A 20,089-nucleotide genomic window follows, 5' to 3' on the forward strand; every position below is an offset into this window, starting at 1 on the left:
TCCGCTTCCGCGTCGCATCACTAACGTGGAGAGCGAGGGAGGTGCCCGATGGCACGCAGAATGCACAGGAGCGGGATCCGCGCCGCGGCCTCCGAGGTCCGCGAGCAGGTGCATGCCCTGGACACTGCCGTCTTCTCCGCCGTCGCGACGACACCGAGCCCGGTCATGGACCGGTGGATGCCGAGGCTCACGAATGCGGCGGACCACGCCGCGCTCTGGCTCCTGATCGCCGGCGGGCTGTACCTGACCGGCCGCAGTCGTGCCCGCCGCGGAGCGCTGCGCGGCGTCGTGACGCTCGGCGCGACGAGCCTCATCGCGAACCAGCTCGCCAAACGCCTGCACCACCGAGAGCGCCCGATCCGCGCGCTCGTCCCGATCGGCAGGCTCTCCCGCAGGACTCCGCTCTCCTCATCGTTTCCCAGCGGGCATTCCGCGAGTGCGGCGGCCTTCGCCGCGGGTGTCTCCGCCGAACTCCCTGCAGCGAGCGTCCCGCTGCACCTGCTCGCCGGGCTCGTCGGCTTCTCCCGCGTCGCTACGGGAGCGCATTACCCGTCCGATGTGGCTGCCGGGCTCGTCCTGGGCAGCACGGTGGCGGCGATCGGACGTCGTCTCGTACCTCCCGTGCCGCCGCCTGCCGTGTCGGAACCGCGAGAGCTCGACCAACTGCCGCCTCGCCCTCGAGGCCGAGGAGTGACCCTGGTCGTCAATCCGGCATCGCACAGCGGGCGCGGCGCGACCCTCTCCAGAAGTCTCCGTCGGGTCCTGCCGGAGATGCGGATCGTCGAGCTGAATGAGAGCGACGATGTCGATGCGGTGATGCGCGCAGCGGCGGCCAAGGCTGACGTGCTGGCCGTCGCCGGCGGGGACGGAACCGTGGCGGCGGCCGCGCATGCCGCCGTCGAGAGGGGCGTGCCCTTGGCGGTGTTCCCGGCCGGCACCTTCAACCACTTCGCCCGGACCATCGGCGCTGATCGGGCGAAACGCACCGTCCAGGCGATCAGGCGGGGCACCGCCGACAAGGTGGACGTCGCCTACCTGAACGACAGGATCTTCCTCAACACGGCGAGCGTGGGTGCCTACACGGACTTCGTGCGCATCCGCGAGGGCCTGGAGAAGCGGATCGGGAAGCCGTTGGCGGCGCTCGTCGCCGGGTGGCGGACGATGAAGAAGGATCGCACGGTCTCCATCACCGTCGACGGCACGACCCGGGATTCGAGTCTGCTGTTCATCGGCAACGGTCAGTACGAACCGCACGGGTTCGCCCCGAGTGCGCGCGAAGATCTCCAGGACGGGCTGCTCGACGTCCGGATCCTCGACGTGTCGAACCGCTGGTCGCGCTTCGTGGTCCTGCTCGCGACACTTACCGGTCAGCTGGAACGGGTGAAGCAGTATCACGAGGTCGCGGCCCCCGAACTCGAGATCACCCTCCCGAAGGGGCCGGAGCGCATCACCCGCGACGGCGAGGTCGGCGAGGCGAGCGAGGTGCTGCGGGTGAAGGCTGTGCGGCGGGCGCTGACGGTCTATCGCGTGCGGACCGACGGCTGAGGGTCGCTACTCGAGCGCGGTGCGGCTGGTGCCGGTGGACTGGATCGTGAGCATCCTCGGCACGAAGTCGCTGAGCAGCGGAGGGGCCCAGGACGCACGCACCGTCACGCGGGCCGAGAGCCCATCGGGGCTGCCGGCCGAGACGAGCTCAGTGCCGTCGTCGATGATCCCGATCACGGCGCGCGCCTGGTCGGCGATCTCCACGTCGTCGAGCTCGGCACGGATCGCTTCGCCGTCGATCTGCACCCGGAAGCCGTCGGCTCCGGCGAGCGCCGCGGCGTCGGCCACGGAGTCGAGCCGCTTCTGGGCGATGTACAGATCCGTCGCGCACACGCACACGTAGATCAGCGCGATCGCGAGGACGAGGTAGCCGAGGATGAGCGGCATCGTGCTGCCGTGTTCGTCGTCGAGCAGCGGGGTGCGCCGTCCGCGGGGCTCGCCCAGTCCACCGATTCCTCGGAGTTCGCCGGGTTCGCCGACTCGGCCCCTGCTCCGCATCGCGCTCATCCGCCGGTCCAGGTGCGCGAGACCTTGTACGCCGAAGACGCCTGCACCGGCACGCTGCCGACGCGATTGAGTCCGAACACGGGCGGCACGAACGGAAGCGCGACCTTCGCCGTGACGGTGACCACGACGGTCGCCCCGGCGGACGGGCATTCTGCGCCGAGCGGTGCGCACTGGATGTCGACGACCACGGTGGCCGGATCCATCCCGTACTCCTCGATCGCCGATTGCACGGCGGCATCGGCGCGAGCGGACGCGTCGTCGGCGTCGGTCGCCGCGCTCATCGTGCGAGCCGTGTGCCGCGCCGCGGACTCGACGCCGAGCATCTGAGACTGGATCGCACCGAGGGCGAGCACGAGATAGACCAGCGGCACGAGCAGGATCACGCCGAGCCCGATGAACTCGAGCGCTGCGGATCCGGTCTCACCCGACATCCCGACGCCAGGCGCCGGACAGTCGATGCGGTCAGCGCTCGGTGAACGACTCCACGGGAGCACGGCCGGTCACCTCCAACCCCGACGGCACCCCGAGCAGGCCGATGAGCGGCAGCGTCGTCTGCACGGTGATCTCCATGGTCGGCACGCCCAGTGCGGCCGTCTCGTGCACGGTCACGTCCTTCGCGTAGTCGGCACCGACGGCACGCCCGATCACGAGCACAGTGCGCTGCACGCCCTCGCCGGGCTCGGTGTCGGCGAGGGCCGCGACGTGCGCGCCCTCGACAGCCGCATCGTGCACGACGTTGCGCACATAGACCGCCAATGCGAACTGCAGCACGCCGAGCGTGAGCGCCGTCAGCAGCGCACCGACGAGCACGAACTCGACCGGGCTGGACCCTCGGTCGTCTTCGAGCACGTCGCTCAGCCGCCGCACGCCGCCCATGGTCGCGTCAGAGTCCGCTCACGCGCGCGATCGCCTGCTCGAACAGGTTCGTGAGGGCGGGTCCGGCGACGGCCCAGATCAGCACCACCAGTCCGGCCGTCATGAGCGTGATCAGCACCCAGCCGGGGACGTCACCACGTTCCGGATCGTCGAGGTCGTCGAAGAGGGGCGGCTCGAGCCGAGCGGAGGTGCGATCGCTGAACATGTGGGTTCCTTTCGTGGAGGCCGAAGCAGGAAGCGCGGTCAGCCGATGCCGAGCCGCAGGATGAACACGCCGGGAAACACGGCGAACAGGACGGAGAGCGGCAGGATCAGGAACACCAGCGGGAGCAGCATGAGGATCTCCTTGCGTCCGGCCTGTTCGATCAGGCCGCGCTTGGTCTCCTCGCGGGCGTCCGACGCCTGCGCCTGCAACACCGCCGCCAGCGGGGCTCCCCGCTCGAGTGCGGCGATGATCTGATCCACGGCGCGTGTCAGCGGGGGGATCTGCAGCCGCTGCGCGCAGTCGCCGAGCGCATCGGCGAGAGACGATCCGGTGTTCACCGCGAGAATCACGCCGCGCAGCTCCCCGCTGAGCTCGCCGGATCCGGCCTGCCCGACCCGGCGCAGCGCATCCGGCAAGCCCTCCCCTGCGGACAGACACAGGGCGAGGAACTCCAGCACCGTCGGCAGCTCCTCGGTGAGCCGCCCGACGCGCGCCTTCGCCCGGGCGCCGAGCAGTACATCGCAGGCGACGCCCGCCGTGATCGCGGCGAGTACGGGCAGCAGCGCGACCGGCGCGGACATGCGTCCGGCGATCACGAGCGCGACCGTGGCCGCAGCACCGACGCCCAGTCCGACGAGAACCCAGACCAGCTGGCGACTGCGGAAGGCGCCGGGTCCGCCCGGCAAGCCCGCCTGCGTCATCCGCAAAGCGACTCCGGCGTCGCCGCCGCCGAACAATCCGAACGCGCCCTTGACACGCGCGGCCCAGGATCCGCCGGCCGGCATCCGCCACGGCAGGCGCTCGGCCGGATCCGTGAGATCGGCGACATCGCGGACGTGCGGGGCGATGCGGGTGCTGAGGTTCGCCCAGCGCCAGCGCGGGAAGGCGGCCAGGACGAGCAGCAGACCCGCGGCCAGCAGCCCGCCGAGCAGCACGGCGACGGCGACGTCCGACAGCGCGCTCATCGGAACCATCTCCGCGGCTCCGGCAGCCGGCCGATGCGCAGCATGACCCGGAAGGCGACGAACGACACTGCGGCGCCGCCCAGGATGAGCGCCACGCCCTCGGGACTGGAGTACGCCTCGACTCCCTCGGGACGCAGCAGGAGCAGGGCCAGGATCACCCACGGCGCGATCGCGCCGAGCACGGCCGCGCCACGAATCCAGGACTGCCGCGCCTCCACCTCGGCACGCAGCGCGGCCTCCGCCCGCACGGAGCTCGAGAGCGCCCGCAGCACGGTGCTGAGCTCGGTGCCGCCGACCTCCCGCGCCATGCGCAGCGTCTCCACGATCCGATCCCCGACCGGATCCGCGAGCGCCTCCTTGAGCTTCACCGCCGCCGCATCGAACCGCCCCGTCGCATGCAGATCACGCGCGAAGGCGGCGAACGCCGGGCGGAGCGGAGCAGGCGCAGCCTCCTCCAAGCCGGCGACCGCGTCGGGCAGCGGCATGCCGACCCTGATCGACGCGATCAGGAGATCGCACACATCGGGCCACAGACCGCGCCGCAGCCGCAGCAGGCGCTGTCGCCGCGACCGCAGGAACACCAGCGGTATCGCGGCCCCCGTCACCGCGATCACGAGCGCGAACGCCGCGGTCGCCGTCGTCAGCCACGCCACCGAACCCGCGACGAGACCACCCGCGACCATGCTCACCCCGAGCACACGCGCATCCGCACGGAACCCGGCCTCGCGCAGCAGCCGGGTCGCCGCTCCGGTGCGAGGAGTGCGCACCACGCGGCTCCCGGCGGGCCACAGCCACGGTGACGCCGCCAGAACCATGCCCGCGGCGAGCAGCGCCCCCATCAGCACCGTCATGCGAGGTCCCCTTCGGCGACCATGCGCGAAACGGAATACGGGGCCGACTCCGCATGCAGCACCCGGTGGGTGATGCGTCCGTCCGCATCGACGCCGAGCGGCTCGATCACCTCGGCGACGAGCCGGCTTCCATCGGACTCCCGACGGCAGTGCACGACGAGATCGACCGATGCCGCGAGCGCCGGCGCGATGAACGCACGATCGATGTTGCGGCCGGCGAGCAGCGGCAGCATGGTCAGCTTGTCCAGCGCCTCCGCCGCCGAGTTCGCATGCACCGTCGCCGCACCGGGGATGCCGGTGTTCAGCGCCAGCACGAGATCGAGCGCTTCGGCATCGCGCACCTCGCCGACCACCAGCCGATCCGGCCGCATGCGCAGCGCCTCTTTGACGAGACGGCGCAGTGTGATCTCGCCCGTTCCCTCGAGGCTCGCCTGACGCCCCTGCAGTGCCACGAGATCCGGTGCCTGCACGCCCAGCTCGAAGGTCTCCTCCACCGTGATCACGCGCTGCTCGGCGCATTCGGCGACCAGGGCCGCCAACAGCGTGGTCTTACCCGCATGCGTCGGCCCCGATACGACGACGCTGCGCCCTGCGCGCATGGCGTCGGAGAGCATCGCCGCGACCGGAGTGGGCACCATCCCCTGCGCGACCAGCGACTCCAGACTCCGATACCGCGGCACGAACTTCCTGATGTTCACCGCCCACGAGCCCCGCACCACAATCCATCGACAGTTGCATCGACTGCATCTGTCGATGTGTTGCGATAGTCGAATATCAGCCTGACGGCAGTGGCTCAGCATCGACGTTATCTCCTGGGGTTGCCGAGCGTGCGACCCATTGCTTGACCCGATGATGCATCATGCCGTACTTTGTTGCATCTGATGACTACATACGATGAACCGTCCTCAACATTTCGGTTGCTAGCTTCTGCGTCGAACGTGTCGCTCGCGAACCCGGAACTGCAAGTTTTCCGGGCGATGCTCGATGGCTGGCGAAACCAGCAAATGTCTCGAGCGCTGAGCGAACAGACGATCAAGAACGGGGTCGCGACGGTGACTCGGTTTCGCGACTTCGTGGACGCGCCGCCCTGGAGGTGGACTTTCGCGGACGTTGATGAGTTCTCGGCGAACTTGGTCACTCGGGGACGTGCCTTGTCAACGCTTCGGCAGGTCCAAGGGTCGATTCGGGGGTTCTGTGACTATCTGACGAGCCCGCTGTATGACTGGATGCTCATTTGCGAGCGGGAGTTCGGCGAAGTGCCCTCTCAGGTGTGCCTTCCTTGGAACACGGTGGCGCATCGGTACGAGTTCGAGGGCAACGGGAAGAGGCGTCCGTTCACATACGAGGAGCTGGAGCGCCTATTCGACACCGCGGACGCACGAGTAGAGTCGCTCGTCACTGCCCGGCGCAAGGGAGCTCTCGGGGCATTGCGAGACGCTCAGTTGCTGAAAACGGTGTACGCATTTGGGTTGAGGAGGACGGAAGCGGTGATGCTTGACATCGCTGATCTGCATCACAACGCGAAAGTGCGGAAATGGGGACGATATGGGGCGATCCATGTGCGGTGGGGCAAGGCGGCCGGTGGTGGCGCGCCGCGGCGGCGGACAGTGCTGCTAGTTCCCGAGTTTGATTGGTGGATCGAGGGGATGCAGATGTGGCTAGAACAGGCACGGGATCGATTCGCCCCGAGACCCGAGCTGGACGCGCTGTGGGTGACAGAGCGCCGTACGCGGTTGTCCGCTGGCTATCTCGATCGGCGATTTGCGGAGCTTCGCACCGAGGCCGGGCTGCCTCGCGAGCTAACGTTGCACAGTCTGCGCCATTCGTATGTGACTCACCTTTTGGAGTTCGGGTACGCGGATCGGTTCGTGCAGGATCAGGTTGGGCACAAGCACTCGTCGACGACATCGATATACGCGTCAGTCAGCTCGGACTACAAGAATCGGCAGCTCGCGCAAGCGTTGAAGAACTTGATCGAAGGAGAAGCTGATGACGATTGATCTCGCCACCGATTGGCATCTGCGCCGGGTGATGGCGTCTCGGGGAATCTTTCAGACCACGAAACTCAAGCCGCTGCTCGAAGAGCGCGGCATCTATCTGTCCAGGGAGCAGGTGTATCGGCTGGTCACTCAGCCGCCGCAGCGGGTGCGTATCGACGTGCTAGCTGCGCTGTGCGACGCGTTAGATTGCTCGCTGGACGACCTACTCACGATCACACGGCGGCAGTCCTCCGCGCGCCCGCGTGCGATCGGCGAAGAACCGACCCGTATGCCAATCGGAGACCTCCGCCCTGTGAGAGCAGAGATCCGCCGACCTCGATCCGAGTAGAAGTCATGCCGAAACGTGCTCAGGAGCCGAGGATCGAAGAGATTGTCAAGCTCATTCGGCCTGTCACGCCGGAGGTCACGCCGGAGAGGCTGACAGAGATAGTCGCCCAAGTCGCCTCGGTGAATCTGACACAGCGTCTGCTGGAGCTGGCCCTAATAAAGCAACCTGGTGTCCTCGAAGGGCGCCACACGAACGTGCCTCAAACGGTTCAGAAGCTCGCGCACGCTCTCAAGGCCGAGGGCGCGACCCGGGTCGTCCTCCCCACGTGTGAGTCTTGCGGGCGCGCTGTTCTCATGCCCAACGTTGGCTCTGGCGGTGGGCGACGGTGCTCTCGATGCGACCGGAATGCCCGGGCTACGCAATGCACCACATGCGGGCTGGTTCGCCCGGTCCAGCGCACCTTAGACGGCCTTGCCTACTGCCGGGAGTGCTGGCGCGCAGACCCAAGATCGTTTGCGCTGTGCGCGCTGTGCCACCGACAGGCAACGATCATCGCCCGCCGTCCGCATAACATCTGCCTCGCCTGCTACAAGGCGCCGATCAAGGTCTGCCAGCTGTGCGGGCAACGCGGGCGCATCGCCTCGCATATGGACGGCCGTCGCGTGTGCGCACGATGCTATTACGCCATGCGGACGCCTCGCTCGTGCCCGGAGTGCGGACTCAAAGTGCTGCTTACAGGATTCATGGGCGGACAGAGCGTGTGCGCGGTCTGCGCTGGCACGCCAGTCACGATGGCTTGCCCGCAATGCGGATCGATTGAAGAAGCACGCAAGCATCACCTATGCGCTCGTTGCCGTCGCCCTCTCGTCATCCAGCAACTCCTCGCAGACGAGACCGGTCAGATCCGTCATGGGATGGAGCCGCTCGCCGCATATCTCCGGACCCACCACGGCAGTGCGGCGTCTCTCGAGCGCTGGGTGCATAAGAGCCGTGCGGCGGCCGTGTTGCGCGAACTTGCGGAAGGAGCATTGCCCTTGAACGCGGACGCGATCATCGACCGCGTCGAGGTCGGGCAATCAGCTGCCTTCCTGCTTTCGTTGTTGGTTCGCGCCGGGGTGCTGCCGGAATTCGACATCCAAGCCGCACGCTTCGATCACTGGGTGCGCCACTGGCTGCCTACGGTCGCGCATCCTGAAGACCGGCTCATCCTCCGGCAGTACTGTGCTTGGGAACTTCAACCGGCGAACACGCCGCGAACGGCCTCCCGGAGCCATCCACGTTCCAGCTCTCGACATCAGCGGCTGCGCTCGGCTCTGCAACAATGCGCCCGGCTCCTCAACGAGATCAGGACGGAGGGCGCAACGGTGATGACCTACCCGCAGAGGAAGTTGGACCAGTTCCTCACCGGGTCGCCCAATCAACAGGATGCTCTCGCTCCCTTCACAAGATGGTTGCGTCGACACCGCCTAAGCAACCTCCGCGTAGAAGCACGCCCTTCCCAACTCGAAGGCCGCCACTACGCATCCGACCATCGGTGGAGCATGGCCCGCACGTTTCTCACCGCCCCAGACATGGATCCCCTCACTCGCTCCGCAGGCCTCCTCGTGCTGCTCTACGGTCTTCACATCACCCGCATCACCACCCTGACCCGAAACCACGTCGACACCACGACCAAGCCCGCTACGTTGACAGTTGGCGTCGACCCGATTCAGCTCCCCGAGATCCTCGAGGACGCGCTCACCGAAATCTGGGCAACCGCTCAGCGCAACTCCACCGAATGGTTGTTCCCCGGACGCAACCCCGGTCGGCCCATCACACCGGAATCGCTGAGCCGGAGACTGCGGCACCACGGGCTCCGCGCCGGCAGCGCCCGAGTGACGGCCCTCATGGAGTTGACTCGGCAAATGCACCCGCGCGTCGTGTCCGACCTGCTCGGGATCACAGCGGCTACCGCATCCGCATGGTCGCGCCTAAGTGGCGGCGAATGGTCCGACTATCCGGCCCTAAGAAACGCCTGACCGGCATGCGCGTCCTCGCACAGGCAGCACACTTCAGGGTCAGCTTCGCCTGGCTGCCGGGCACTCCGACGGCTCGGGTGCGGTGGTCAAATATGCTCGGCCGCGTCTCGGCTCGTGCCAGACCTCGTCTCGCCGCATTGAGCTTGCCGCTTGCGGCCAGTCGGAACGCACTACCGCGCACGCAGATCTGGAACATCAGCGGGGATCAGCGATGTAACTGGGAGTTCCAAGACTTGCGCTAGCGCGAGCAGAGTCCGCAGGGTGGGATTCGCAGGGCTGCCCGGGCGCGACTCGCCCTTCTCGTACTTCTGATAGGTATATCGAGTCAGGCCCGCCCGATAGGCGACATCCTCCTGGCTGAGGCCGACCCGCTCACGGGCGGATCGGAGCGAAGTCGCAAAGCGCCGCGAGTACGCGCTCCACTCCGCTTCGATCTGTTCGTTCCGCCGAGCCACCCCATCAGCGTGGAGAAAGTCAGACGACGGTATGGCCTAATTCGTATGGCATAATTTCGGAGGCCATACGAAACAATCAACGCTCGTCGGACGTACTCCGCTGTTCCCTGCACGTGTGCTGCCAGCCCCGATGACAGTTGGTCGCCTCGCGGGGTCGGCCCGTGCGTGCGACCACGATTGCGACGGTGGTTCGTGGAGCCCGATCCCAACCCGATCTGGTGGCGAGGAATAGCAACGCCACCTCCAGTGGCGTGGGCGTATGTCTTTGACGAGTTCACCGGTGAAGACACGGCAGAGGAGTGGGCCCTCGCGGCCGCAATCTTCGTCGCCCAAACACGACGGCGAACGGGGCACGGCCCCACCTTCTCAGAGCTCTTCGCACACCTGCTCCCCGACACATCAGGGCTCCCCGCTCCATTCCCTGACGGCCTGGAGTTCGTCGAGCGTCGCCGGGCCATCTCGCGGTTTCGTGGACATGYGGCCACGGAGTGGCGACGACGCGACATGATCAGCTGGGACACGCGCGTGACGCGCAGCCTTAGAGTCGGACGCGCATTCCGAGAGCGATCACGTCGACGTCAACTTGCGCGCGAGCAACGCCAGAAGCCAGCACCACCTGAGCCCCTTGTGCACAGACCCGCCGATCCGCCGTGCAGCAGTGGAGGAGCCGATGACTGACGGCGACCAGACGGCGATGCGATCGATCATGGCTCGTTTTGAAGCAGGATGGCCCGAAGTCATTGACGTCGGGCCGGGCTGGCATTCACTCCTCGTGAGGCTCGATCAAGAGTTGACGACCATCGACCCCAGCTATCTGGTGCACCAGGTGAAGAGCAAGTTCGGGTCGCTGAGCTTCTATGCGCGAGCTTCCGTCGAGCCGGACGAGTACAACGAGGAGTTCCACCAGGCGATCCGGGATGCCGAATGGGCAAGTACCGAGATCTGCGAGATGTGTGGCGCGTGCGCCCGCACTTACACGATCCGCATGTGGGTCTGGACGCTCTGCGAAGAACACGCCAGGCTCAAGCGCGAAGAATCCGGCAGACACTGAACTGCGAGGCAGTCAGTCGCGTGGCAACGTCTACGAAACGGCGAGTCTCCGAGACGTCTACCTGCTGCATGCGCACCGGTGAATCCCCGTGCGAGATGGTCAGCAGGCAGAGCCACAGGCGACAAGCCGGTGCCGCCCGTCCCAGCACCATTAGGACGAACCACTGTTCGTCTGGCGAGACCTCGACGGAGTAGAAGAAAGCTCCCTGGCGCTCCGAGATCGTGAAAAGCACTTGCCCGGGCTTGCCCTTTCATGTCGATGGTGACGCGGCCAAGCCCGTGTCCGTGTCACGGATATGCTCGGGCCATGGGTGTGAACATCGTCCGTGGCACGTCCACGAAGCCTGCGGCAGTCGGCGAACTGACCAAGATTTTCGCGTCGGCAGCGCTCCTGGAGGGAGATCTAATCATCGGCTACCCGAATTTGGGTGGTGATGCCGACGATGCCATACCCGAGGCACTCTGGCTTTCTCCCCAGTATGGCGCGGTGCTCTTCGACGTCGTCGAAGGCACAGATCTCGGCGACTATGAACGCCGGCAAGACGACATCTACCGCCTCTACCACTCGCGCCTCATGCAGAACCGGGATCTGGTCAACAGGCGCCGGCTCGTCACGACTCCACAAATTCTGACGTTCGCCCCAGGCATAGCCGGACGGCAGGGCGCTCTGCCCGACCTCGTTGCCACCTCGGCGACTCTCTTGGACCGGCTCTCAGAGCTTGACGAAGAAGACCTCAACGAGGACACCTACCGAAAGCTCCTGTCGGCCGCGCAAAGCGTGTCATCAATCCGCCGGGCACGGCAGACCCGCGTCGTGGGCGACGAAGGCTCACGAGGCGCGCGACTACTGGCCCTGGAACACTCGATCGCGACCCTAGATAGCGGTCAACAGCAGGCGGTGGTCGAGACGATCGACGGGGTTCAACGGATCCGAGGACTTGCCGGATCGGGGAAAACCATCATCCTTGCCCTGAAGGTTGCGTACCTRCACGGACGCCACCCAGACTGGCGCATTGCAGTCACGTTCTACACACGCTCCCTCAAGGAGCAGTTCAGGCGCCTGATCACGACATTTTGTCTTGAGCAGAACTCAGCGGAGCCTGACTGGGATCGGATCCACATCGTCAATGCCTGGGGCGGGCGCGGCGGCCCAGAGCGCACCGGGATCTACAAGCAGTTCTGCGACGTGAACGGACTTACGTACTACGACCTCCAGTCGGCAAAGGCGGAGTTCAGCGGTGACGCCTTCGAGGGCGCAGTGAAGCACGCCCTGTCCCAAGCGACCGATCCGAAGCCTGTGTACGACGTGATACTCGTTGACGAAGCTCAGGACTTCCCTGCGGCGTTCCTGCGACTCTGCTATGAGATGTTGAGCGAATCGCGTCGGCTGGTGTACGCGTATGACGAGCTTCAGAGTCTCACCGGCTCCGGAGTACCTGAGCCCGAAGTCATCTTCGGGAACGATGATGCCGGCAACCCTCGAGTGTCCCTGGCCGCTACCGCGTACGACGTCGGCGCTCGACGCGACGTCGTGCTTGAGAAGTGTTATCGAAACTCCCGTCCTGTGCTCGTCACTGCACACGCGGTGGGATTTGGGGTCTATCGGACCCCTGAGCCTCAGACCGGGACGGGTCTTGTGCAGATGTTCGGCAAACCCGACCGCTGGAGAGATATCGGATACCACGTCTCCGACGGGGACCTTGTTGCCGGGGAACATGTGAGACTGGCTCGCTCCCCCGAGTCAAGCCCCAAGTTCCTCGAGGAACACTCTCCGTTTCCGGACCTCGTCGAGCACCGCAGATTCGCCACCGCGCACGAGCAGAACCAGTGGGTCGCCGAGCAAATCAAGAAGAACCTCGACGAGGACGAGCTTCGCCATGACGACATCATGGTCATCAGCCCCAACCCATTCACGGCGCGAACCAAGTTGGGCCCCCTTCGACGAATCCTTCTCGAACTCGGCGTCGAGAACCACCTGGCTGGCGTGGACTCGTCCGCTGATGTGTTCTTTGCTCCCAACAAGGACTCGATCACATTCACCGGCATTAACCGCGCAAAAGGGAACGAAGCCGGCATGGTCTACATCGTCAACGCAGAGGAGGAGCTCGATCGACGAGCCAATCAGGCCGTGGTCCGAAACCGACTCTTTACAGCCATCACCCGCAGCAAGGCCTGGGTACGAATCTGCGGCGTTGGGCCGACCATGGGCATCCTCACCGATGAGATCACCGACGTGGCACGTGCGGCGTTTGAGCTCGACTTCACATACCCGACCGAAGACCAACTTACTCGGCTGCGTATCGTCCACCGCGAAGTAAGCCAAGCAGCCCAGGGCACGATCTCCGAGGCAGAGCGTTCGATGCGCGCCATCATCGAGGGCCTCCGACGAGGTGAGGTGTTCAAGGAGGATTTGGACCCACAAGTGCTGGATGAGCTCCGGAGCATTCTGGGTTCGGAGGTCTAATGGCGCAGAACGTAGCGGTGGCTCTCGCCAAGGAGATTGCTGGGCTCACCGCACGGCTCGTCGAAACCGGAATGGTCGACGATCAAAACGTGGTTGTTCCCTCTCAGCTCCCCGAACGGCGCTGGCGCGTCGCCCAGCCCGGTGCGGATATGAGCTTGGCTTTGAAGAAACAACCGTACGCCGACATCTACACGGATCTCGCCCGGACCGGCAATTACGCGATGCATCTGCTCGATGGCGCTCTTATCCAGTTCAGCTATGCGGGTGGCCCCGCCGGTATCGAGCAGCATCGGCTGGCCTACCTGCCGGCACCGGACTTGGAGCCGTACCAGAACGACCCGGAACTCTACTTCGGAGAGAACCACTTCGTCGACATCGTGGGCCATCAGGTCATGCCGGTACCGGTCCGATTCGATTTCGACGCGCGCCCCGGCGTCGCCAGGGACCTCGTGCACCCCGTCTCCCACATCACCTTGGGCCAGTATCAGCATTGCCGAGTACCGGTAACTCGCGCGTTGACTCCGTCGGAGTTCATGTCCTTCGTTCTCGGCAGCTTCTATTCCATTCCGGATAGGCCACGACAACGCTTCCAATCGGGAGTTTTCGCAGGTCAGATGACCATCACGCCCAACGAGGCCGCATCCATGCACATCGCCTTGTCCTAAATGGGACCTTTCGATATCTAGTGGGGGCGAGGCTCGCCAGGTGAGGAGTGATTGGTCGGGCCGGACGTTCTCGCCGCCAGCAGCCATCCCGGAGATCGCGATGCTCTACTTGCGCGTTACCCAACGCCACAGGGCCCCCGGCGCCAGCAGCTCGAGCAACTATCCAAACCATCCAGACGATCAACGTCGGGATCCGGCCGAGCAGGTCGAGCATGCATCGCTCATCGCCGTGCTCGCGCCCCCAGACGTTCAGGTCGGTTGATGGTGCCGAGGCCATGTCAACTAGGGAGGGAATTAGAGCGTGGCGCAGGAATCCGGCCGCGTTCTCAGTAGTGCGTGAGGATGTACCGCCAGGCGGAGTCCATTGGCTCGCCTGTGCGGGGCAGCGCGTACTTCTTGAACAGTGCGTTCAGCTCTCGCTTCACGGCCTTCATGGAGTTCTCCCGTGTCGTCCACTGCGGATGCACGGCATGGCTGACGAGATTGTCGACCTCTTTCGCGATCTGGCTGACCATCACCGTCATCCCGGCAGGCGTGTGCTCCTGGAAGATCCGCGTGAGCATCCCCACGTTCGCGTTCGGGAGAGCCGCGAGCACGCCCTCTTCGTCGGCGTCCTCCACGGTCTTGAGGTCCGTGCCCACGTTGAACAGCTTCGTCAGCCAAGCGATCGAGTCATCCGCGTTCTCGATCATCTGCTGGCGCAGCTGGTCCAGGCGTTCGGCGATCGAGCGGTACACGCCAGCGTTGGCGCCGCCGCCTTCGAGCTTCTTGCGGATCCGCGCAGCCAGACTGTCCACGATCTCCTGCGCGGACTTGCCCTCGTATTCGGTGGGCACCGGCGGGAGCTGACCCGCGTCGGCCATCTTCTTGATCGTGTCAGCGTCGGCGATGACGACGGCGATTTGGCGGTCATCGACGCGGACGTTGTGCATGTGCTGGTGCACTATCTGCAGGGTCTTCGGGCCAAGGCGCTCCCAGAGGATGCCGTCCTCGTCGACTTCGCTCGGGATCGCGGCGTACACCTGCGCGTACCAGCGATAGTCGTTCTCCCAGTCGGAAAGTTGCTCGTCGGGAGCGATGGTTTCCCAGAGCCCCTGCGCATAGAGGAACTCAGCGCGGTACTCGGCCCGATCGTCGCTATCCTGCGGTAGACGCTCCAGAGCCTGCTGCAGGGAGTTCATCGACCCGTCCCGGACGATCCCGACGAACCGGCGCCGCATCTCTTTCAAAGCAGCGTCCAGACTCAGCAGCAGCGTATCCGTCTCGATCTGCCGCTGCGCGTGATCCGGGTTGCTAGGAGCGATCGCGCGCGCGAAAGCACCGCCGAGACCGACGTAGTCGACGATCGTGCCGTAGCCCTTCGTGAACCCGCTCGCCGGGTTTCGCCACGGCCTATTGGTCCGAGTGATCGTCTGGAACAGCGTGTGTAGCTTCATCGGTTTGTCCAGGTACAGCACACCCTCGATGGGGGCGTTGAATCCCGTGCCGAGCTTCGCGGTGACGATCAGGAACTTCAACTGATCGTCCACGTCGCGGAAGCGGTCCAGCACCGCTTCTTCTTCGCCCTCGTTGAGCTTGTACGCCTCGAGCTCGCTTTTGCCGGTGGCGGAGATGACCACGGCCACCTGATCGTCCCGGCCGGCCTTCGCGAGCTCGTCGCGTAGAGCCTGCTCGTACAGGATGCAGAGCTCCTGGTCAGCGACCACGACCTGCGCCTTCATCCCGTGCGGGTCGATCGCGGCATAGAAGTGCGCAACGATGTCGGCGGCGACTTTCTGGATCCGCCCGGGGTTGTGGAAGACCGCCCGCGCGTTGGCGACCCGGCGGGCGAAGGCTTCTTTCTGGGTGTCGCCCAGCTCTTCCTCATCCGCCAGAGCGTCGAACGCTGCGTCGAGCTCTTCCTTGGCGACGTCGAACCGCACAGGCCTCGGGATCACCCTCATCGGGACGGTGGTCCCGTCAGCGATCGAGCGGTCGGAATCATATGTGTCCAGTGCCCAACCGGGATCGCGCTGGTCGCCGAACAGCTGGTAAGTGTTGCGGTCCAGGTCCGCGATCGGGGTTCCTGTGAAGCCGAACCGGTGCGCGTTCGGCAGAGCGTTCCGCATGTCGGCGCCGAGGGATCCCTCCTGCGTCCGGTGCGCCTCATCGACGAGCATGATCACGTTGGCCCGCTCGGTGAGAACGCCTGCGCCCTTGAACTTGTGGACGGTCGTGGCGATGATGCCGCGCTCGCCGCTCCGAAGCGCCTGCTGCAGTGCCGCAGTGCTCTGTGCTTTCACCGGCTCCGGCACCCCTGCCGAGGCGAACTGCGCGAACGTCTGCGTGACCAGCTGGGTGCGGTCGGCGACCGCGACGATGGTCGGGTTGTGCATCCGCGGATCGAAGTAGAGGCGGGAAGCAACCCACGACATTGTGAGAGTCTTGCCGGAGCCCTGCGTGTGGAAGATCAGACCACGAGAACCCTGCTCGCTCGTCGCCCGGGCGACGATCTTCTCCACGGACTCGTACTGGAAGTAACGCGGCAGCAGCTTGATCGTGTGACCGCCGTCCTGCCGGTCGTACATCGCATAATGCTCGATGACGTTGAGGATCACCTGCGGGGTGAGAAGCCCGGCGACGCTCATCACGACCCGGGCCCAGCCCTCGATCGTCGCCGACTCAGCGCTGGAACCCCACCGCTGCCAATGATCGAGGGGCGTGTGCACGCCAGCGAAGCGAAAGTCTTTGCCCTCCGTGGCGAAGGACAGCAGGTTTGGGGTGAAAAATTCCGGCTGGTGGATCTCGTAGGACGTGTAGATGTCCTTGGCGCCATCCTTCCAGCTCTTGGTGAGAGAGACCGGTGTCTTCGTCTCGCCGACGACCACGGGGATCCCGTTGATCCACAACACCAGGTCGAACCGCGCACCGCGGTAGCTCACCTCGTCCGACACCAGCAGCGTGTTCTTCTCGGGGTGCTTGAAGTCCAGCAACTGGAACGGCTCGTCGTGGTTGGTGTCCGGCATAAGCACAGTGCCGCCACCGCGCAGCAGGTGCGTGAACTGCTCGTTCACGACCATCAGTCCTTCGGCGGACGCCGACAGGGCCACCTGGCGCACCTTCGCCAGCACGGCTTCCGTACGGCCGGCTAGCTCCGGGTTGAGCCGCTCGATCGCATCCCGCAGGTCCGACTCAATGAACACCTGCTGCGTCGTCCGCGGAAGGTTCTTGCCCTCCACATGAGTCCAGCCCGTCTCGACCAGGAGATCGATGAGCGCCGCCTGCACGGTGTTCTTCTCGTTGTACCCGGTCATGCTGCAGCCTCCTCGTCGAGGTTCAGGAACTGGTCATAGCTCGAGGGGATCTCATGTTCCCCGGAGAGGAGCACTGTGAGCAGGTTCGAGCGCAGGGCGAGGAGAGCTTCGGCGGTGGCTCGGGCGGCGTCCGCGGCAGCGTGAAACTGACTGAAGGCTGCTGCCTGTTTGATCTGGACGTCGGGTCTGGGCGTTGGTAGCGAGATCTGCCGAGCTTTTTCCTGTGACAGGTTCCGCATGTCTGATCCAGTGGCGAGTGCAGCGATCTGTCTTCTCGCGCTGTCAGTTCTGAGCATCGTGTTGAGCCAGTCTGCGGATGTCCTCGAGGTATCAGGCACCAGTCGGAGTGTCTTGTCGCTGAGGTAGAGATTGTCCGTCGACGCTGACACGAGACATGTAATCCCTACTCGATCTACTGTGCCGCTGGCACGTGTCATGAGGAGATCGCCAGACCGTACAAGCGCACGTTCGGGCATCGTCGTCGAGTCAGGTAACGCCTTCGACTCAGAGGGCTTGAACCCTGAGTACCCGATCGCGCTGACCTTCAGAACGCCTCTTTCGCCGCCCAGCGGCGGTCGGTCTAGTGCTCGGGGACTTGAGCCGGCCTCGATACGGCTGAGGAGAAGTCTGAGCTCGGTAGGCACTCCCTGCACCGCCTGCGCGATTGCCATCTCTGCTTCCGCGGAAGCCTTGGCCTCAGCATCCGCCGATGCAATCGCATCGTCGATCGCAGCGATCAGGTCCACGATCCGTCTTTGCGTGGCGATGGATGGGAGCGTGACAGGGATCATCAGAAAATCCCGCTGCTTCAACCGGCGTCGCTCCGTGGTACCGATCGCGCGAGCTGCGGCCTCGGCCTGGAATCCAGACGTCTGGAAGAGCAGTTCAACGAATCTGACAAGGGTCGTCGCCGGGTTGACAGAGAAGATGGGGAAGTCGTTAGTCACGAGGCAGCCATCGACGTCATCGTGAGCGACTCCGAAGCTCGCCTTGGTTGCCCACATACGGTTATACGTGACGTCGCCCGAGCGGAGTTCAGTGAGGGACTTCGCTTTTACGTTGGACGCCGGAACAGCCTCCCGTACGTACACTCCTTCGGCATACCAACGCACCCCTGCGTAGTGGACCTCGTCGAGGTTGGCCACCAACACAGGTCGATGGATCTCGCGTAGTGCGTCGCCCAAGGTGACACACTGCCACCCCTCACGCATCGAACCCAGCCTCTTTCAGCCGGAGGTCCAGCGCCGCGCGCGAAACGTCCATGGCCTCCTGCACCTCGCGCAATGCCGCCAGCGCCGCGTCGACGTCAGCCTCTGCGCGGGTCTCGGTCTGGATGTACCGCCCGATGTTCAGGTCGTAATCAAACTCGCGGAGCTTGTCGCGGTGAACCAGGCTGAGCGCGAGCCCGCCCTCGCCGTCGAGGTCCTCGCTGCGCTTGTAGGCCGCGTCGATGACCTCGACGTCCTCGTCGCTGAGGGTGTTCTGGTTCTTGCCGGGCTTGAACCGAGTCCGGGCGTCGATGAACAGCACCCGATGCTTGCGCTCAGAGCTCTTCTCCGCCCGGAAGATGAGCAGGCACACCGGGATCGACGTCGAGTAGAAGAGGTTGTTCGGCAAGCCGATCACTGCTTCGAGCTTGTCCTGCTCGATGACCCACTGCCGCATCTCTGCTTCGCGGCCGCCGCGGAACAGCACGCCATGCGGCATTACGACACCGACGCGTCCGTTGCTCGGGTCCATGACGGAGAGCATGTGCTGGATCCACGCCCAGTCGCCGTTCTTCGCGGGCGGCACGATCCCACCCAGGGCGCGCTTGTACGGGTCCTTCGCCCAGGTCGAGGACGGCCAATTGTCCAGGGAGAACGGCGGGTTGGCGATCACGACGTTGAAGTTCCGCAGGCGCCCTGCGTCATCCAGGAGCTTCGGCGCGCGGAACGTGTCGCCGCGCTTGATCTCGAAGTCCTCCACGCCGTGCAGGTACAGGTTCATGCGTGCGATGCCCGCTGTGGTGAGGTTCTGCTCTTGGCCATAGAGGAACAGGGATCGCGGGTTGCCGCCGTGTAGCTTTACCGCCTCGGTGGTCTCGACGAGCATGCCGGCAGAGCCGCATGCGGGATCGCACACGGAGTCACCGGCCTGCGGGTCGAGGATCTTCACGAGCAGGTGGACCACAGGCCGTGGGGTAAAGAACTCGCCGGCCTTCTTGCCTGACGCCTCGGCGAACTCCCGCAGCAGGTACTCGTATGCCGATCCGAGCATGTCGCCGGAGACGTGCGCAGGGTCCAGGGTGAGCTTGTCGAAGACCTGCATCAGCGCGCGCAGAGCGGGCTGCGGGATCCGCTCCTGGTTGGACCAGTTCACGTCTCCGAAAACTCCGGCGAGCTTGCCGGGGTTCGCCTGCTGGATCGCAACCAGGGCTTTGTTCAGCGCAGCACCGCTGTTCTTCGTGACCTCGAACGTGTCGTCCCAGTGAGAGCCCTCGGGGATCACGAACGCCTGATACTCGTCGTCCTCCTGCTGCTGCGTCCAGCCGTCGCCAAGGTCGTCGAGGGCCTGCTCGTGGTGGTAATCGAATACGTCGCTGATCCACTTGTAGAAGAGCACCGGGAACACGTATGCCTTGAAGTCGCCCGGGTCCACCGGCCCGCGCAGCGCATTCGCGGCGCCCCAGAGCGCCTGCTCGAGCTCACGTTGAGTGAGGTGATCCGGGTTCGCGGGTGCAAGCGTCATTAGTCTCCAAGCCATCGGCGCCTGCGGGTATCCACACCCCAGCGCGCACGCTCCTACCGTATCGGCGGCGACGACATTGGGGGAGCATCTATGCAGTGCCTGCAAGCAATCGAGTGAATTCGCTCGAGCCGGAGAGCTCAGACCTCCGTTGCCAAGCTCGCGTTCATGCGGGGTCTTCGCCCAGCCGAGAACCGGCG

18 protein-coding genes are annotated in these 20,089 nt (G+C 65.1%); 7 read left to right on the top strand and 11 right to left on the bottom strand.

From position 1 onward, the window contains the following. Positions 1–48: 48 nt before the first annotated feature. Positions 49–1,545 carry a bifunctional phosphatase PAP2/diacylglycerol kinase family protein gene (locus AC1DMN_RS09035; protein ID WP_477229369.1) on the top strand — a complete coding sequence of 499 codons (1,497 nt, stop codon included), beginning with the start codon at positions 49–51 and terminating at the stop codon, positions 1,543–1,545. A 6-nt stretch (positions 1,546–1,551) separates the two neighbouring features. Here the strand turns inward: AC1DMN_RS09035 and AC1DMN_RS09040 are convergent, their stop codons facing one another. From AC1DMN_RS09040 to AC1DMN_RS09070, 7 genes are read right to left on the bottom strand one after another with little or no spacing between them, the layout of a single operon-like run. Further along, the gene (locus AC1DMN_RS09040) at positions 1,552–2,052 is read right to left on the bottom strand and encodes a pilus assembly protein TadG-related protein (protein WP_477229370.1); all 501 of its coding nucleotides are present in this window, start codon (positions 2,050–2,052) and stop codon (positions 1,552–1,554) included. Next, positions 2,049–2,483, bottom strand: a complete 435-nt coding sequence (locus AC1DMN_RS09045; protein ID WP_477229371.1) for a TadE family protein — start codon at positions 2,481–2,483, stop codon at positions 2,049–2,051. The genes AC1DMN_RS09040 and AC1DMN_RS09045 overlap by 4 nt, the downstream gene beginning before the upstream one ends. 31 nt (positions 2,484–2,514) lie before the next feature. Continuing rightward, complete coding sequence (locus AC1DMN_RS09050; protein ID WP_441976188.1) at positions 2,515–2,928, bottom strand: TadE family protein; 414 nt, start codon at positions 2,926–2,928, stop codon at positions 2,515–2,517. A gap of 7 nt (positions 2,929–2,935) precedes the next feature. Further along, on the bottom strand, positions 2,936–3,133 hold the full coding sequence (locus AC1DMN_RS09055) for a hypothetical protein (RefSeq protein WP_441976189.1): 198 nt from the start codon (positions 3,131–3,133) through the stop codon (positions 2,936–2,938). 38 nt (positions 3,134–3,171) lie between these two features. Then, positions 3,172–4,098, bottom strand: coding sequence for a type II secretion system F family protein (locus AC1DMN_RS09060; protein ID WP_441976190.1), 927 nt, complete (start codon positions 4,096–4,098; stop codon positions 3,172–3,174). After that, on the bottom strand, positions 4,095–4,949 hold the full coding sequence (locus AC1DMN_RS09065) for a type II secretion system F family protein (RefSeq protein WP_441976191.1): 855 nt from the start codon (positions 4,947–4,949) through the stop codon (positions 4,095–4,097). The genes AC1DMN_RS09060 and AC1DMN_RS09065 overlap by 4 nt, the downstream gene beginning before the upstream one ends. Continuing rightward, positions 4,946–5,647, bottom strand: coding sequence for a CpaF family protein (locus AC1DMN_RS09070; protein WP_477229372.1), 702 nt, complete (start codon positions 5,645–5,647; stop codon positions 4,946–4,948). Before AC1DMN_RS09070 ends, AC1DMN_RS09065 begins: the two co-directional genes overlap by 4 nt. Positions 5,648–5,830: 183 nt before the next feature. Here AC1DMN_RS09070 and AC1DMN_RS09075 point away from each other — a divergent pair, with 183 nt between their 5' ends. From AC1DMN_RS09075 to AC1DMN_RS09085, 3 genes are all read left to right on the top strand, one after another. After that, positions 5,831–6,949 carry a tyrosine-type recombinase/integrase gene (locus AC1DMN_RS09075; protein WP_477229373.1) on the top strand — a complete coding sequence of 373 codons (1,119 nt, stop codon included), beginning with the start codon at positions 5,831–5,833 and terminating at the stop codon, positions 6,947–6,949. Beyond that, entirely contained in the window at positions 6,939–7,277 is a 339-nt protein-coding gene (locus AC1DMN_RS09080; protein ID WP_477229374.1) for a helix-turn-helix domain-containing protein, read from the top strand. The genes AC1DMN_RS09075 and AC1DMN_RS09080 overlap by 11 nt, the downstream gene beginning before the upstream one ends. A 683-nt stretch (positions 7,278–7,960) precedes the next feature. After that, positions 7,961–9,235 (top strand): hypothetical protein, encoded by a 1,275-nt coding sequence (locus AC1DMN_RS09085; RefSeq protein ID WP_477229375.1) that lies wholly within the window; start codon positions 7,961–7,963, stop codon positions 9,233–9,235. A 170-nt stretch (positions 9,236–9,405) separates the two neighbouring features. On the opposite strand, the gene AC1DMN_RS09090 is transcribed toward AC1DMN_RS09085, so the two are convergent. Then, positions 9,406–9,690, bottom strand: a complete 285-nt coding sequence (locus tag AC1DMN_RS09090) for a helix-turn-helix transcriptional regulator (protein ID WP_477229376.1) — start codon at positions 9,688–9,690, stop codon at positions 9,406–9,408. A 670-nt stretch (positions 9,691–10,360) separates the two neighbouring features. On the opposite strand from AC1DMN_RS09090, the gene AC1DMN_RS09095 reads away from it, so the two are divergent. The 3 genes from AC1DMN_RS09095 (at position 10,361) to AC1DMN_RS09105 (ending at position 13,869) form a co-directional block, all read left to right on the top strand. Then, complete coding sequence (locus AC1DMN_RS09095) at positions 10,361–10,741, top strand: hypothetical protein (RefSeq protein ID WP_477229377.1); 381 nt, start codon at positions 10,361–10,363, stop codon at positions 10,739–10,741. 306 nt (positions 10,742–11,047) lie between these two features. After that, positions 11,048–13,204 carry a DEAD/DEAH box helicase gene (locus AC1DMN_RS09100; protein ID WP_477229378.1) on the top strand — a complete coding sequence of 719 codons (2,157 nt, stop codon included), beginning with the start codon at positions 11,048–11,050 and terminating at the stop codon, positions 13,202–13,204. Continuing rightward, entirely contained in the window at positions 13,204–13,869 is a 666-nt protein-coding gene (locus AC1DMN_RS09105) for a DUF2290 domain-containing protein (RefSeq protein WP_477229379.1), read from the top strand. The genes AC1DMN_RS09100 and AC1DMN_RS09105 overlap by 1 nt, the downstream gene beginning before the upstream one ends. A gap of 326 nt (positions 13,870–14,195) precedes the next feature. Here the strand turns inward: AC1DMN_RS09105 and AC1DMN_RS09110 are convergent, their stop codons facing one another. The 3 genes from AC1DMN_RS09110 to AC1DMN_RS09120 are packed head-to-tail and all read right to left on the bottom strand — an operon-like array spanning position 14,196 to position 19,892. Further along, on the bottom strand, positions 14,196–17,162 hold the full coding sequence (locus tag AC1DMN_RS09110; protein ID WP_477229380.1) for a type I restriction endonuclease subunit R: 2,967 nt from the start codon (positions 17,160–17,162) through the stop codon (positions 14,196–14,198). Continuing rightward, complete coding sequence (locus AC1DMN_RS09115; protein WP_477384122.1) at positions 17,159–18,373, bottom strand: restriction endonuclease subunit S; 1,215 nt, start codon at positions 18,371–18,373, stop codon at positions 17,159–17,161. Before AC1DMN_RS09115 ends, AC1DMN_RS09110 begins: the two co-directional genes overlap by 4 nt. Then, on the bottom strand, positions 18,366–19,892 hold the full coding sequence (locus AC1DMN_RS09120; protein WP_477229382.1) for a type I restriction-modification system subunit M: 1,527 nt from the start codon (positions 19,890–19,892) through the stop codon (positions 18,366–18,368). The genes AC1DMN_RS09115 and AC1DMN_RS09120 overlap by 8 nt, the downstream gene beginning before the upstream one ends. Between the last annotated feature and the right edge of the window lie 197 nt (positions 19,893–20,089).

It is taken from the genome of Microbacterium sp. 01T413_2 (assembly GCF_056398985.1).